Here is a 12,546-nt window from a genome sequence, read left to right as displayed (position 1 = left end):
TCCCAAACATCAGGAGTCGAAATGCTCGTTCAAGACATCATGACATCACCGGCGATCACTGCGACGACATCCTGTTCCGTCGCCGAAGCCGCCAAGCTGATGCTCGACAACAGGATCAGCGGTCTACCGGTCGTCGATGCCAACGGAGCGCTCGTCGGCATCGTCAGCGAAGGGGACTTCCTGCGCCGCAGCGAATTGAACACCGAACGCAAGCGGCCGTGGCTGCTCGAATGGCTGACGAGCTCCGGAAAGATCGCCGCAGAATATGTCCGAACCCATGGGCGGCGGATCCAGGAGGTGATGACCGCGCAGGTCAGCACGATCGCGCCGACCGCTGCCATTTCGGACGCCGTCAGATTGATGGAACGTCAGGATATCAAGCGTCTGCCCGTGGTGGAGAACGGCAGGCTCGTCGGCATCGTTGCGCGCTCAGACCTCTTGCGAGCCCTGTCTCGGGCGCTCCCGGCGGCACCGCTTTCGCCCGAGGACGCTCAGATCCAGGCGGCAATCGAAGCAGAACTTGCAAAGCAGAGCTGGAGCCGCAACGGCTTCATCCATTGCCACGTCGCCAGTGGTGTCGCCGAGTTGACGGGAACGATTTTTGATGAACGCGAGCGCTTGGCCGCAAAGGTCGCGGCCGAGAACATTGCAGGCGTGACGTCGGTCAGGGACCTGCTCGTCTGGGTCGATCCTTATTACGGCATCGCCCTGCCGCCGCCGGATGCTGAGGTGAGGCAGGCTTGAAGCTCCAAGGATCCCGTCAGGCCGGTCGGTGCTGCAGAGCAGAGGCGCGGCGGAAATATCTTGGCTCCTGACCGGCTTCGTGCCGTTGATGTGATCGGGGATCAACAGGACCGGCACTACGGCAGCATCTTTCCCGTCCGGCGCAAGACGTCATGCCAGCTGAGCGCCTCCTCGAGGAGATGAGGCGTGTGGCCGCCGCGCAGCAGCGCGCGCCGATAATAGTCTGCCAGCGTTTCACGATAGGTCGGGTGCACGCAGTTGGCGATGATGACCTCCGCCCGCTCCCGCGGGGCTAGGCCGCGAAGATCGGCGAGGCCGATTTCCGTCACCAGAATATCGACGTCGTGCTCGGTATGATCGACATGGCTGACCATCGGAACGACGCGCGAGATTGTTCCTCTCTTGGCACGCGACTTCGCTACGAAGATCGACATGTGGGCGTTGCGGGCGAAATCGCCGGAGCCGCCAATGCCGTTCATCATTTGGGTGCCGCCGACATGGGTTGAGTTGACGTTGCCGTAAACGTCGAATTCCAGCGCCGTGTTGATGGCGATGATGCCGAGCCGCCGGATGACTTCCGGATGATTGCTGATCTCCTGCGGGCGCAGGATGAGCCGCCGCTTGTAGTGTTCGATCTCGGAAAGCACACGCCGGTGTTTCCCCGTTGACAGCGTCATCGACGACCCTGATGCGAATCCGAGCTTGTCGGCGTCGATGAGGTCGAACGTCGAATCCTGCAACACCTCCGAATACATGGTTAGATCGTGGAACGGTGTCTCCGTGAAGCTCTGGAGCACAGCGTTGGCGATCGTTCCGATGCCCGCCTGGAGCGGTAGCAATCTCTCCGTCAGGCGGCCGCGCCGCACCTCACGCAGCAGGAACTCAGTAAGATGACAGGCAATAGCATCGGTTTCGGTGTCAGGTGCCTCCACCGCCGAATCGCTGTCGCTGCTCTGGGTGACGACGATCGCGGCGATCTTTTCCGGCGGGACCGGAATGAAGGGTACGCCGATGCGGCTGTCGGGCGCAACGATGGGGATCGCCTCCCGGCTCGGTCGCGCGGCCGGGATATAGATATCGTGGAGACCTTCCAGTGCTTCCGGCTGCGACAAGTTTATCTCAACGATCACCTTCGGTGCGAGGACAGCGAAACTTGCCGAATTGCCGACGGAAGTTGTCGGCACGATGCCGCCGCCCTCGGTAATCGCGGTCGCCTCGACGACGGCCACATCCACCGGTGCAAGCTGGCCGCTGCGCAGGAATTCCACCGTCTCCGACAGATGCTGGTCGACGAACATCACTTCGCCGGCATTGATCGCCCGGCGTAAGACGGGATCGGATTGGAACGGCATGCGGCGCGCGATGACATGAGCCTCGGTTAGCGTGCTGTCGAGATTGTGGCCGAGCGAGGCGCCGGTCATCAGCGTGATCTTCAGCGGATCGCGTCTTGCGCGCTCCGCCAGCGCCAGCGGCACGGCCTTCGCCTCGCCGGCTCTGGTGAACCCACTCATGCCTACGGTCATGCCATCGGTAATTAGCCGCGCGGCCTCTGCGGCATCGACGATACGACCCAACAGCCGAGTGTTCCGGAGCCGGTCCCTGAACATCTCAAGCAAGCCTCAATGCGACAGCGGTACCGGCCGGCGCACCAATTCGCGTAGGCGAGGATGGCCGAAGCCCACCTCGGCGTCGCGCGCCCATCTCCGCCGCATCCATGATCAGCGACGACAGGGCAGTAGGGTTTTCGGCAATGATCATCTCCACCGCACAGACGGTCAGCGTCGCCTGCGGGTGGTACGCGCGTGCGACGCCATTGGCGATCACGGTTTTGGAAGTGGCATCCGGATAGGTTACGCGCGGAAACGAGATTTGCGGTTTCATGATTTGCTCCGAACGAGCGGGGACCTGACCCCGCCATTCTGGCGCACGCGCCGAACTGCGCTTTGACATGCCTCAACCAAACCAGCCGAGGTGCCCAGCGGAAGCCGCGGAGTGTTGGCAACAGTCGCTTCACCAATGGGTGTATGGCGCCCCGACAAATTGCTATCCTAGCGTCATTTGCGGCGCGGCATCACAAGCGGATCAACCGCGATCCCGCCCCCACCAAACACGACCAATGCCAACGCCATTGCCGCCCAGGGCAGGTGAAAATTCGCCCAGCCCTCCGGGACGGTCAGCTGGATAATCGCCGTCATCAACAGCAGGCCGAGAGCGGCGAAGCGTGTGGCCAAACCGAGGATCAAAAGAAGCGGCAGGATCAGTTCTCCAATTCCGGCCGCCATCGCCATCGTCAGAGGAAACGGGTAGGGAATTGCGCTGCCGAAGATATGAAGCTTGAATTCCTGCTCGAAAAGATACCTTGCGCCCGACGAAAGCGTCAGGAAACCATCCCACTTTGTCAGCCCCGACTTAAGGAACGGGATAGCCAGCGCAAAACGCAGTCCCAGCAGGGGCAGCGACTTGGGAACGGAGGCGAGCAGGTCTTCCGCGCGTGTGACAAGAGAGACAGCGGCAGCACCAAAGCCGTGGGAAGGGGCCACTTCGGTTTTCATGTGGAGTTTCCTTTATACTGTTGAAGGGCGCTAAACGCACCGAGACCGGCAAGGCCGACAAGCGCCGTTCCGAAATCGAATTCGGGGGCAGCTGCAAATGCCGCCTCTGCCGCCTCGCCAAGGGTGGCGGCGTGGAACAAGGAGGCAGCAAAGACCGCGTCCTGCGGCGGCAGGACATGAACATTGACCGACATCTCCGGTCGTAGGACCAGGACAGCTTGCCCGCCCCAGTCGGAGACCGGCGAAACCACCTCCTCTTGATGTGCGCTCCAGATCGAACCAACCGGAAATCTCGACTGGATCAAGCGCGCGGAGGGGTGCGGGAAGAGCCGCAGGTTGGAAAGCATCTCGGACGCCACGGCTCCGAGTGCCGCAAGATCGAGGGGCTCGCAGTCGGCGGCGTGGTAAGCGTCTGTCCAGGCGGCTTCGAGCCGGGCGATATCGGGCAGATAGGCAAGCGGCCTAGCAGGCTCAAAACCTGTTATGAAGTCGGGGAAATCGTCGCCATATTCCATGATCAGCGGTGAGGACGGCTTGTGATCCTGGGCATAGGCCCGCGCCATGGCCACGAAGAATTCCGCGCCAACGAGCCTCTCGGTCACCGGAAAACGTTGCGCCAACGCCTTTGTCAGCCCGACGAACACATTGTTGCGGTACACGGCAAACCGCGCCGCGTCGGGTTTGCCGCGCGCGTTGATGATGCCACCCGGCACCGGCCGGTCAGCATGCAGCAAGGCATCGGCAAAGGCGGTTTGGCTGGTTGCGAAATCCATCGTCACGCCGCCCGGATCCCGCGCCCGCCGCGGCGAAACCTTTCGGAAGCGAGCATCGCATCCACACTTTTCGCCTCTGAATACAGCGTAGCGAAATCCGGAATATTGTTGTCCCATTCGATCAGCGTCGGGAGCGCCCCGGTGCGCGCGAGGGTATGTTTGTAGAGGGCCAAGACGTCGCTCTTCACCGCCGTCGCGTGCGCGTCGATCAGCAGCCGATCGCCGGCAGGGTCGATGGTTTCGTCGTAACCGGCGAGGTGAATCTCGCCGACGAGTTCGACCGGAAAACGATCTATGTAGGTGGCGGCATCGAGCCGATGGTTCACCGCCGAGACCATCACATTGTTGACGTCGAGCAGAAGGCCACAGCCCGTCCGATCAGCGATCGTCGCCAGAAAATCCACTTCATCGATCGTACTCTCTGCGAACAGTATATAGGTAGAAGGATTTTCCAGCAGCAATTGCCGCCCTAGCGCCTGTTGCGTTTCATCGACATGGTCGACGACGCGCGCCAGCGTTTCTTCCGTATAGGGCAGCGGCAACAAGTCGTTGAGAAATCCCGTGTCATGCGTCGACCAGGCCAGATGTTCGGAAAAACTCTGCGGGCGGTAGCGGTCGAGCAAGCTGCGAAGCCGCTTCAGATGTGCCTTGTCGAGCCCACGCGCCGCGCCGATCGACAAGCCGACGCCGTGCAGCGAAAGCGGATAGTGTTCCGTGATGGCTTGGAGATAGCGATGCGGCGGCCCACCTGCGCCCATGTAGTTCTCGGCGTGCACCTCAAAGAAGCCGACATCCGGCAGATCGGCCAGAATAGTCCCGTAATGCTCGGGTTTAAGGCCGAGGCCGGCCCGCGGCGGCAGGAGGACGGGCTGGTTTGCTGAAGCGGTCATCGCAGTTCTCCCGGTTTAGCCAGAAAGAACGGAGGCCCGGGCACCGGGCCTCCGCTTTCGTGGTCAGCCTTTGGTCGGCTCGAGCTTACCCATGTGCCCGTTGACGTTCATGCTGGTGCAAGTGCCGGCCGGGACAGCCTTCCAGGCGTTGCCCTGATAATCCATCGTCGATGTGCCCGCGCAGGTCGTGCCGGCACCGGCGGCGCAATCATTTTGACCCTTGAGCGCGATGCCATAGCATTTCTCGTTGCCCACCATTTTCTCCGCCGGCAGCGGTGCGGCGAAGGCAGCGGATGTAAGGGCGGTGGCGAGCGAGCCTGCGAGGGCAAGGGTCAGAGTGGAACGGTTCATAGATGGTCTCCTCTTGAAAGGTCCGCGCACCGGTCATCGGCCGCGTAGTCCTTCCTTCGAGCTAGCAATCCCGTTTGTTACAGACCCCGCAAACACGAATTGGTGATCGGCGTTCGGTGGCGCCTGCGGCGTCATTGCCCTCACGCCATCTGCTAGCAGGCCGGAAGAAATTGTTGATATCCCCCTCCGGGGGGGGGTAGGTCGATTTCGCTGGAAATGGCGATGCGACCCCTTTATCTTGTGCGCGATGGCGTGTGCTGCGTGCGCCGCGGGCTTTCCCGAAATCGACGGAGACTGAAGATCAACCTTCCAAAACACAGGGAGCGCTGACCGGTGTCGTCGCCCATCTCTCCAGGTCTCATCCGATCCACGCTTCGCCAATTCCTCGACAGCGAAGCTTCAGGCGGTCTCGTCCTGATGGCGGTGGCCTTCGCTGCCATCGTGACGGCGAACTCACCGCTTGCAGAAGGCTACTTCCACGCCCTTCACGTCTATCTGGGGCCGCTCAGCCTGCTGCACTGGATCAATGACGCGCTGATGGCGCTGTTCTTTCTCCTCGTTGGGCTCGAGATCAAACGCGAAATGCTGGACGGCCAGCTCTCCAGCTGGAGCCGCCGTATTCTTCCGGGCGCGGCGGCACTGGGAGGCATGGTCTTCCCTGCCCTCTTCTACATCTTGTTCAACTGGGAAAACCCGGCCGCGCTGCGTGGCTGGGCGATTCCGACCGCGACGGACATCGCGTTCGCCCTGGGCGTCATCTCGCTGTTCGGTCCGCGCGTGCCTGCGTCGTTGAAGATCTTCCTGGCGGCACTGGCGATCATCGATGACCTGGGGGCCGTCGTGGTGATTGCGCTGTTCTACACGAATGATCTCAACCTCCTGGCGCTTGCAGGGGCCGCGGCGGTGCTCGCGGCGCTCTATGGCATGAATCGCAATAAGATTTTGAAGCTCTGGCCATATCTGATGCTCGGCGCCGTTCTCTGGGTGCTCGTCTTCGCATCCGGTATCCACGCGACGCTGGCCGGCGTTCTTCTTGCTCTTACCATTCCGCTGAAGGTGACGCCGGGAACACGCGAGGCAAGCCACGACCAGTCGCCGTTGCACCATCTCGAGCACATCCTGCACAAGCCCGTCGCATTCGTCGTCGTTCCGGTCTTCGGCTTCGCCAATGCCGGCGTCTCCTTCTCCGGCGTCTCCGCCGCGACGCTGACGGAACCACTGACACTCGGCGTGGCGGCAGGTCTGCTGCTTGGAAAACTGGTCGGCGTCCTCGGCACGGTCTTCCTGCTCGTCAAACTCGGCCTCGCCGACCTCCCCGCAAAGGCGAACTGGGGGCAGATGACCGGTGTTGCCGTCCTCTGCGGCATAGGCTTCACCATGAGCCTTTTCATCGGGTTGCTTGCATTTGACGATCCCACCATCCAAGACCATGTGAAGATGGGCATCCTGCTGGGGTCTCTGCTGTCCGGCATGGTCGGCGCGGCGCTCCTCGCAACGTTCAAGCGGCGATTGTGAGGCAGCGGGGGCTGAAGGCGCCGATCCCTTGCAACAGAGAGCGACACCGGCAGGTTCCGTCGACGGTCCCGCGCCCAGCGACGAGCCAAGTCATCTGCAAGGCTCGGCTGCCCTGAAGAACCCGGCCGATAGCGCTTGTTTGAGAAGAACAGGATGCTCGATCAAAGCCTGGCAGCAACCATCTGACGATAACAAATAAAAGTCTGTTCGAATTCTGCGCAAGTTTGGGTAAAATCGACAGATCACTGGCTCCTGCAGTGACTTTTCGTCCATTCGCTGTTTTCTTCATTATCCCGAGTTAACATCGCTTACACTTCGGTTTCAGAATGTCGATACCTTTACGTTCAGTCTCATTGCAGAACAGCTGCCGTAGCTACCGTGTTGAAGATCTCATGGCGGACGCTTCTTTTGCCGCAGCTCTGCGCGATTCCGCGCTCGAGTTGCTGGCAATCCATCGCAGAGCGCCGAGAATAGTGCGTTATGTTGCTGATCTGCAGAAGTGGCTGCTTAGCCAAGCGGCATTGGCATTGCATTTTGAGCGGAAGCTTGATCCATCCCGCCCTCCCTTGACCGCTTCCAACCTCGCGAAGTTTCTGGTTGAGAACCGCATCGCCAGCCAAAACACCGCAGTCTCACATCTGAAGGAGATGGCGCACTACAAACTACTAGAGCCGGTGGAGACGACGGATCGGCGTACAAACCCGTTACAAGCAAGCGGCTATGCTGAAACGCTAATTCGGCAATGGTTCGAAGGGCACCTTCGTTCGCTGGACGGTATGGACGCGGGAGACCGGTATCGACGGTCGCAAGCGGATGAGACAATTCTGTATCGCGCTCAGCCGCGGATCGCCCGGCGGCTGTTTAATGACCCTGATTGGTATAACCCGCCCGAAAGCATTGCACTGTTCGCGAGGTCCGAATCTGGGAGCAATATATTGCATGACCTTATGTCGCGTGTACCACTGGCACCGGTGCTCGGTGAGCGAAGCTGGATCGGCGATGTCTCTGCAAGGCTTACGGCGGCCGAATATGTCATTTCCCGCAGTCATGCCGGCAGATTGCTTGCGGCCGCGCAAAATCAAGGCTTGCTGGGATGGGAGACTTCCCAAAAAAGCGGCGATTGTTGGATTTCCGTGAAACTCGTACTCGACTACAGACGGTGGCAGGCCTCGAAATTCTCCGTTATCTCTGAGGCTGTGGCTGAGATCGAGTAGATGCCTGGCTGGCTTTCTCGGGGAAGCCGACCGATGCTAATTCGACAAACGCACTCATGGGCCAAGCCTCGAAGTAACTAAGACAATTTCGCGAAGTGCACCTGAGACTGGTTTTGGGAGTGTGGTGCCCAGGGGCGGAATCGAACCACCGACACGCGGATTTTCAATCCGCTGCTCTACCAACTGAGCTACCTGGGCCAACCTGCTTCGCGATGGTGCTCTTGACGAAAAGAACCGTGGGCCTTGGTTCGCCCCGGAAGCGAGCGGGGTTATAGCATCTTGTTCGCCCATGGCAAGCGTCAAATGACTCTTTTTTGACGGTCTCGTGGATTTTGCCGATTCATGAGGAAATATAATAGCTTCGCCGGCTGGGTTTTCCTGTTCCCCAGCCGGGAAACCGGAACATAGGGATCAATTTTCCTCGTCGGAATAATCCGCCTTCGTCTCGTCGTCGGCCACCGGAATGGCATAGGAGCCGGTCAGCCAGCGAGAGAGATCGACCTCACGGCAGCGGTTGGAGCAGAAGGGGTAATGTTCGCGGTTCGATGGTTTGCCGCATTCCGGGCAAGGGTGCGTCTTGCGCAGCGGTTCGACCTTGGCGGCGGTCTTCTTGTCTTCGGGCATTGCTCGGTCCGTCCTATGGCATGGCCGTCGGTCAGGCCTCGGGCCACCGGCTATGCACATCGAAGCCCTCGCCGGTCAGAAGCAGAATGGTTTCATAAAGCGGCAGGCCGACGACATTGGTGTAGGAGCCCACCATCTTCTGCACGAAGGTGCCGGCAAGGCCCTGGATGCCGTAAGCGCCCGCCTTGCCGCGCCACTGGCCGGAGGCCAGGTAGTTCTCGATCTCGAAACCGGACAGCCGCTTGAAGCGCACCTTGGTCTCGACGATCTTCTGGCGGATCTTGCGATCCGGCGTCACCAGGCAAACGCCGGTATAGACGAGATGGTTGCGTCCCGACAGGAGATGCAGCGCGCTCAACGCCTCATCGGCGAACTCGGCCTTGCCGAGAATGCGCCGGCCGACGGCGACCACGGTATCGGCAGACAGGATATAGCTGCCCTTCCAGGTGATATCGCCCTTGATCGCTGCAAGTGCTGCCTCGGCCTTCTCGGCCGAAAGCCTTCGGGCGAGCGAACGCGGATGCTCCGATTTCTTCGGCGTCTCGTCGATATCCATCGGCATCAGGCGCGAAGGCTCGATGCCGGCCTGGTTGAGCAGGTCGACGCGGCGGGGCGAGCCCGAGGCCAGAATGAGCTTGTATTTCAGCGCCATGAAACCTCGACCATCGGCGGACGGGAGCGGGCAGACTTACTTGAAACGATAGGTGATGCGGCCCTTGGTCAGATCGTAGGGCGTCATTTCCACCAGCACCTTGTCGCCGGCGAGAACGCGGATGCGGTTCTTGCGCATGCGGCCGGCGGTGTGGGCGATGATCTCGTGTTCGTTTTCAAGCTTCACGCGAAACGTCGCATTCGGCAGAAGTTCGGTGACGATTCCCGGGAATTCGAGGACTTCTTCTTTCGGCATATAGTGGTTTTCTTCCTGTGGGTTGAAGAGGCAGCGCAACGCGCGCCTTTAAAATTTGGGCGGAAACTACACAATCAAGGCGGGTTTGTGAACCTTGTTGATCGGGCTTTCCTTTATTTGTTTTCACGCCGATTGCGCGGCGATGCCATTTCGTTTGAGCAGCCGGCTTTCGATGAGGCCGGCGAGGTGATCGCGAACCTCGCGATAGCTTTCCAGTATCTGCTCGCGCGTTCCGCTGACGACCGTCGGATCCATGGTCGGCCAGTAGACGACGTCGATCGCATTCGACCGCGTCAGTTCCAGTGCCGCGTGATGGGCCTGCGGCGACAGGGTGATGATCAGATCGAAATAATCGTCCTCGAGCTCTTCCAGCGTCTGCGGCTGGCGGCGCCCGAGGGAAAGCCCGATTTCCTCGAGCACGACATCGACGAAGGGATCGCGCTCGCCGGCGCGAACGCCGGCGGACCTTATATAGGTATTACCAGGCAGAATACTACGGGCGATCGCTTCGGCCATCGGGGAGCGGATGGCGTTCAGCCCGCACATGAAGAGGATGGCGCCTGGCCTTTTTGCGTCCTCGACATCGGCGGCAAGCTCCATCGCCGTCATCCGCGCCAGTAGAGCACGCAGACCAGCGTAAAAAGACGCCGGGCGGTGTCGAAATCGACCTCTATCTTGCCGGCCAGCCTGTCTTTCAGCGTCTGCGAGCCTTCGTTGTGGATGCCGCGCCGGCCCATGTCGATCGCCTCGATGCGGCTTGGCGTCGCCGATCGGATCGCTTCGTAATAGCTTTCGCAGATCATGAAGTAATCCTTGACGAGCCGCCGGAAAGGGGTGAGCGACAGGATATGGGTGGCGACATCGCCCCCTTCTTCCGTCTTGATGGCGAAGACCAGCTTCGAATCGACCAGCGAGATGTTCAACCGGTAGGGACCGCCGGAATGGCCGAGCGGCTCGAACCTGTTCTCCTCGATCAGATCGAAGATGGCGACGGCGCGTTCATGCTCGACATCGGGCGTCGAGCGGCCGATCGTGTCGTCGAGGACGACGTCACAAAGCCGGAAATCGCCCGCCACCATCCCCTCACCTAATCAAGGTTGAGGCGGATCGCGACCGACCGCGCATGGGCATCGAGGCCTTCGGAGACCGCAAGCGCGATCGCCGCCGGGCCGAGGCTGCGCAACTGCTGCGGCCCAAGGCGCAGGATCGAGGTACGCTTGACGAAATCGAGCACCGAAAGGCCGGAGGAGAAGCGCGCCGAACGCGCCGTCGGCAGCACGTGGTTAGAACCGCCGACGTAATCACCGATGACCTCGGGCGTATGAGCGCCGATGAAGATCGCGCCGGCGTTGCGGATGCCATTGAGCAGCCGATCGGGATCGGCGACGGCGAGCTCGAGGTGCTCGGCTGCGATGCGGTTGGCGAGCGGGATGGCCCGTGTCAGATCGGCAACGAGGATGACGGCGCCGAAATCGCGCCAGCTTGCCGCTGCAGTCTCGGCGCGGTTCAGCGTCCTCAGCTGCCGCTCGACCGCCTGCTCCACGGCCTTGCCGAATTCGGCATCATCGGTGATGAGGATCGCCTGGGCGCTGGCATCGTGCTCGGCCTGCGCCAAAAGGTCGGCGGCGATCCAATCCGGGTTGTTATCCCTGTCGGCGATCACCAGCACCTCGGAGGGGCCGGCGATCATATCGATGCCCACAGTGCCGAAGACGTGGCGCTTGGCGGCGGCGACATAGGCATTGCCGGGGCCGGTGATCTTGGCGACCGGTGCAATGGTCTCGGTTCCATAGGCGAGAGCGGCGATCGCCTGAGCGCCCCCGACACGGTAGATCTCTGTGACACCGGCAAGCCGGGCGGCGGCGAGCACCGCCGGATTGACGGCGCCGCCGGTGGCGGGAACGACGATGACGACGCGCTCGACGCCGGCGACCTTGGCCGGCACCGCATTCATCAGCACCGAGCTCGGATAGCTCGCGGTGCCGCCTGGAACATAAAGCCCGACCGCGTCGATCGCCGTCCAGCGCGAGCCGAGACCGACGCCCATGTCGTCCTCATAGATATCGTCCTTCGGCAGCTGACGGCGATGGTGGCTCTCGATGCGCAATGCCGCGAGCTTCAGGGCGCCCAGCACTTCGGCAGGCACCGCCTCGATCGCGGCGTCGATCTCATCCGCCGTCACGCGCATCGGCACGGCGGCGAAATCGATGCCGTCGAACTTCAACGAATATTCAGCCAGCGCCACATCGCCCCGCGCCCTGACATCATCGATGATGGCGCGTGCGACGGCGTTCACATCCTCGGAAACTTCGCGCTTCGTCGTCAGAAAGGCGGCAAAATGCTGCTCGAAACCTTCCGATGCCTGATCCAGCCAGATTGCCAAGACCGATATTCCTTTTCCACTCGAACCGCGATGTTCAAACTTCAGGCGTCAAGCCATTCAGGGATGGCGAGGTTTGGCAGCCGCCTGCCATGCGCCGCCAATATCGGCCATCTGGACCTCGATGCATTCGACGTCGAGCGCAATCGAGGCCGTGCCCGACAGCGCCAGTTCGATCGTGCCATCCGGTCCCTCGCCCTTCTTCTCGAAACGCAGCGCCAGCAGCGACAGCACCTCATCGCGATTGCCGCGATCGATGCCGAGCGAGCGAACGGCAAGCACGCGCTTGAAGACCAGAGCAGCGCGGCGGCGCTCGAACCCTCTGCGCTTGCGCGCCGCACTTTCCCAGACGAAGCGATTGGCGGCAAGCGCGAACTGGGCGCCGCGCGGCGACCAGTCGATATCACCGACCTTGAAGACGCTATCCTGCATATGCGCGGATATGATCGCGAGATCCTCGTCATCAAGCGCAACAAGCTTCAGATCGGTCATTCAGGCTCAATCCCCAAAGCAGGATGCCGAAAAGTGTGAGCGGTTTTCGACATCATGCTCTTGCTATCAAACAGGCATCGCCGGAATGGCGATGCGTCAGACAA

The 12,546-nt window shown here is 61.1% G+C and carries 16 protein-coding genes and 1 tRNA gene; 3 read left to right on the top strand and 14 right to left on the bottom strand.

Features of this window, described 5'->3' with window-relative positions; translation table 11 throughout:
- Positions 1-21: 21 nt before the first annotated feature.
- Positions 22-744, top strand: a complete 723-nt coding sequence (locus FFR93_RS27445) for a CBS domain-containing protein (RefSeq protein ID WP_064713812.1) — start codon at positions 22-24, stop codon at positions 742-744.
- Between the two features lie 116 nt (positions 745-860).
- Here the strand turns inward: FFR93_RS27445 and FFR93_RS27440 are convergent, their stop codons facing one another.
- The 6 genes from FFR93_RS27440 to FFR93_RS27415 form a co-directional block, all read right to left on the bottom strand.
- Positions 861-2,351 carry an acetyl-CoA hydrolase/transferase family protein gene (locus FFR93_RS27440; protein WP_138395467.1) on the bottom strand — a complete coding sequence of 497 codons (1,491 nt, stop codon included), beginning with the start codon at positions 2,349-2,351 and terminating at the stop codon, positions 861-863.
- A gap of 1 nt (position 2,352) precedes the next feature.
- Complete coding sequence (locus FFR93_RS27435) at positions 2,353-2,625, bottom strand: hypothetical protein (protein WP_138395466.1); 273 nt, start codon at positions 2,623-2,625, stop codon at positions 2,353-2,355.
- 173 nt (positions 2,626-2,798) lie between these two features.
- Complete coding sequence (locus FFR93_RS27430) at positions 2,799-3,296, bottom strand: DoxX family protein (protein ID WP_138395465.1); 498 nt, start codon at positions 3,294-3,296, stop codon at positions 2,799-2,801.
- Positions 3,293-4,069, bottom strand: a complete 777-nt coding sequence (locus tag FFR93_RS27425) for a DNA-binding domain-containing protein (protein ID WP_138395464.1) — start codon at positions 4,067-4,069, stop codon at positions 3,293-3,295. Before FFR93_RS27425 ends, FFR93_RS27430 begins: the two co-directional genes overlap by 4 nt.
- A 2-nt stretch (positions 4,070-4,071) precedes the next feature.
- Entirely contained in the window at positions 4,072-4,959 is an 888-nt protein-coding gene (locus FFR93_RS27420; RefSeq protein WP_138395463.1) for a DUF692 domain-containing protein, read from the bottom strand.
- A 63-nt stretch (positions 4,960-5,022) separates the two neighbouring features.
- Positions 5,023-5,310 (bottom strand): DUF2282 domain-containing protein, encoded by a 288-nt coding sequence (locus FFR93_RS27415; RefSeq protein ID WP_138395462.1) that lies wholly within the window; start codon positions 5,308-5,310, stop codon positions 5,023-5,025.
- 333 nt (positions 5,311-5,643) lie between these two features.
- Between FFR93_RS27415 and nhaA the strand changes: the two genes are divergently transcribed.
- On the top strand, positions 5,644-6,825 hold the full coding sequence (gene nhaA, locus FFR93_RS27410; RefSeq protein ID WP_138395461.1) for a Na+/H+ antiporter NhaA: 1,182 nt from the start codon (positions 5,644-5,646) through the stop codon (positions 6,823-6,825).
- 392 nt (positions 6,826-7,217) lie between these two features.
- The gene (locus tag FFR93_RS27405; RefSeq protein ID WP_138395460.1) at positions 7,218-8,039 is read left to right on the top strand and encodes a hypothetical protein; all 822 of its coding nucleotides are present in this window, start codon (positions 7,218-7,220) and stop codon (positions 8,037-8,039) included.
- Positions 8,040-8,161: 122 nt separating this feature from the next.
- On the opposite strand, the gene FFR93_RS27400 is transcribed toward FFR93_RS27405, so the two are convergent.
- The 8 genes from FFR93_RS27400 to FFR93_RS27365 form a co-directional block, all read right to left on the bottom strand.
- Positions 8,162-8,237, bottom strand: a tRNA-Phe gene (locus FFR93_RS27400).
- 213 nt (positions 8,238-8,450) lie between these two features.
- Positions 8,451-8,663 carry a DNA gyrase inhibitor YacG gene (yacG, locus tag FFR93_RS27395; RefSeq protein WP_064709799.1) on the bottom strand — a complete coding sequence of 71 codons (213 nt, stop codon included), beginning with the start codon at positions 8,661-8,663 and terminating at the stop codon, positions 8,451-8,453.
- Between the two features lie 31 nt (positions 8,664-8,694).
- A complete protein-coding gene (locus FFR93_RS27390; RefSeq protein ID WP_064709798.1) occupies positions 8,695-9,315 on the bottom strand; it encodes a Maf-like protein in 621 nt (206 codons plus the stop codon).
- A 36-nt stretch (positions 9,316-9,351) separates the two neighbouring features.
- On the bottom strand, positions 9,352-9,570 hold the full coding sequence (gene infA, locus FFR93_RS27385) for a translation initiation factor IF-1 (protein WP_003545338.1): 219 nt from the start codon (positions 9,568-9,570) through the stop codon (positions 9,352-9,354).
- Between the two features lie 123 nt (positions 9,571-9,693).
- A complete protein-coding gene (locus FFR93_RS27380; RefSeq protein ID WP_138395459.1) occupies positions 9,694-10,179 on the bottom strand; it encodes a low molecular weight phosphatase family protein in 486 nt (161 codons plus the stop codon).
- Entirely contained in the window at positions 10,176-10,649 is a 474-nt protein-coding gene (locus FFR93_RS27375; RefSeq protein WP_138395458.1) for a UPF0262 family protein, read from the bottom strand. Before FFR93_RS27375 ends, FFR93_RS27380 begins: the two co-directional genes overlap by 4 nt.
- 8 nt (positions 10,650-10,657) lie before the next feature.
- Complete coding sequence (gene hisD / locus FFR93_RS27370; RefSeq protein WP_064709795.1) at positions 10,658-11,953, bottom strand: histidinol dehydrogenase; 1,296 nt, start codon at positions 11,951-11,953, stop codon at positions 10,658-10,660.
- A 57-nt stretch (positions 11,954-12,010) separates the two neighbouring features.
- Entirely contained in the window at positions 12,011-12,442 is a 432-nt protein-coding gene (locus FFR93_RS27365) for a DUF2948 family protein (protein WP_064709794.1), read from the bottom strand.
- Positions 12,443-12,546: the final 104 nt, after the last annotated feature.

It is taken from the genome of Rhizobium sp. MHM7A (genome assembly GCF_005862215.1).
GTDB classification, from domain to species: domain Bacteria; phylum Pseudomonadota; class Alphaproteobacteria; order Rhizobiales; family Rhizobiaceae; genus Rhizobium; species Rhizobium bangladeshense.
This window is presented reverse-complemented; position numbering and strand designations above follow the sequence as displayed.

What these genes read in the sequence shown, in the direction of transcription:
- FFR93_RS27445 (WP_064713812.1), top strand. Translation starts at nt 22, where the DNA reads ATGCTCGTTCAAGACATCATGACATCACCGGCGATCACTGCGACGACA.
- FFR93_RS27440 (WP_138395467.1), bottom strand. Translation starts at nt 2,351, where the DNA reads ATGTTCAGGGACCGGCTCCGGAACACTCGGCTGTTGGGTCGTATCGTC.
- FFR93_RS27435 (WP_138395466.1), bottom strand. Translation starts at nt 2,625, where the DNA reads ATGAAACCGCAAATCTCGTTTCCGCGCGTAACCTATCCGGATGCCACT.
- FFR93_RS27430 (WP_138395465.1), bottom strand. Translation starts at nt 3,296, where the DNA reads ATGAAAACCGAAGTGGCCCCTTCCCACGGCTTTGGTGCTGCCGCTGTC.
- FFR93_RS27425 (WP_138395464.1), bottom strand. Translation starts at nt 4,069, where the DNA reads ATGGATTTCGCAACCAGCCAAACCGCCTTTGCCGATGCCTTGCTGCAT.
- FFR93_RS27420 (WP_138395463.1), bottom strand. Translation starts at nt 4,959, where the DNA reads ATGACCGCTTCAGCAAACCAGCCCGTCCTCCTGCCGCCGCGGGCCGGC.
- FFR93_RS27415 (WP_138395462.1), bottom strand. Translation starts at nt 5,310, where the DNA reads ATGAACCGTTCCACTCTGACCCTTGCCCTCGCAGGCTCGCTCGCCACC.
- FFR93_RS27405 (WP_138395460.1), top strand. Translation starts at nt 7,218, where the DNA reads ATGGCGGACGCTTCTTTTGCCGCAGCTCTGCGCGATTCCGCGCTCGAG.
- yacG (WP_064709799.1), bottom strand. Translation starts at nt 8,663, where the DNA reads ATGCCCGAAGACAAGAAGACCGCCGCCAAGGTCGAACCGCTGCGCAAG.
- FFR93_RS27390 (WP_064709798.1), bottom strand. Translation starts at nt 9,315, where the DNA reads ATGGCGCTGAAATACAAGCTCATTCTGGCCTCGGGCTCGCCCCGCCGC.
- infA (WP_003545338.1), bottom strand. Translation starts at nt 9,570, where the DNA reads ATGCCGAAAGAAGAAGTCCTCGAATTCCCGGGAATCGTCACCGAACTT.
- FFR93_RS27380 (WP_138395459.1), bottom strand. Translation starts at nt 10,179, where the DNA reads ATGACGGCGATGGAGCTTGCCGCCGATGTCGAGGACGCAAAAAGGCCA.
- FFR93_RS27375 (WP_138395458.1), bottom strand. Translation starts at nt 10,649, where the DNA reads ATGGTGGCGGGCGATTTCCGGCTTTGTGACGTCGTCCTCGACGACACG.
- FFR93_RS27365 (WP_064709794.1), bottom strand. Translation starts at nt 12,442, where the DNA reads ATGACCGATCTGAAGCTTGTTGCGCTTGATGACGAGGATCTCGCGATC.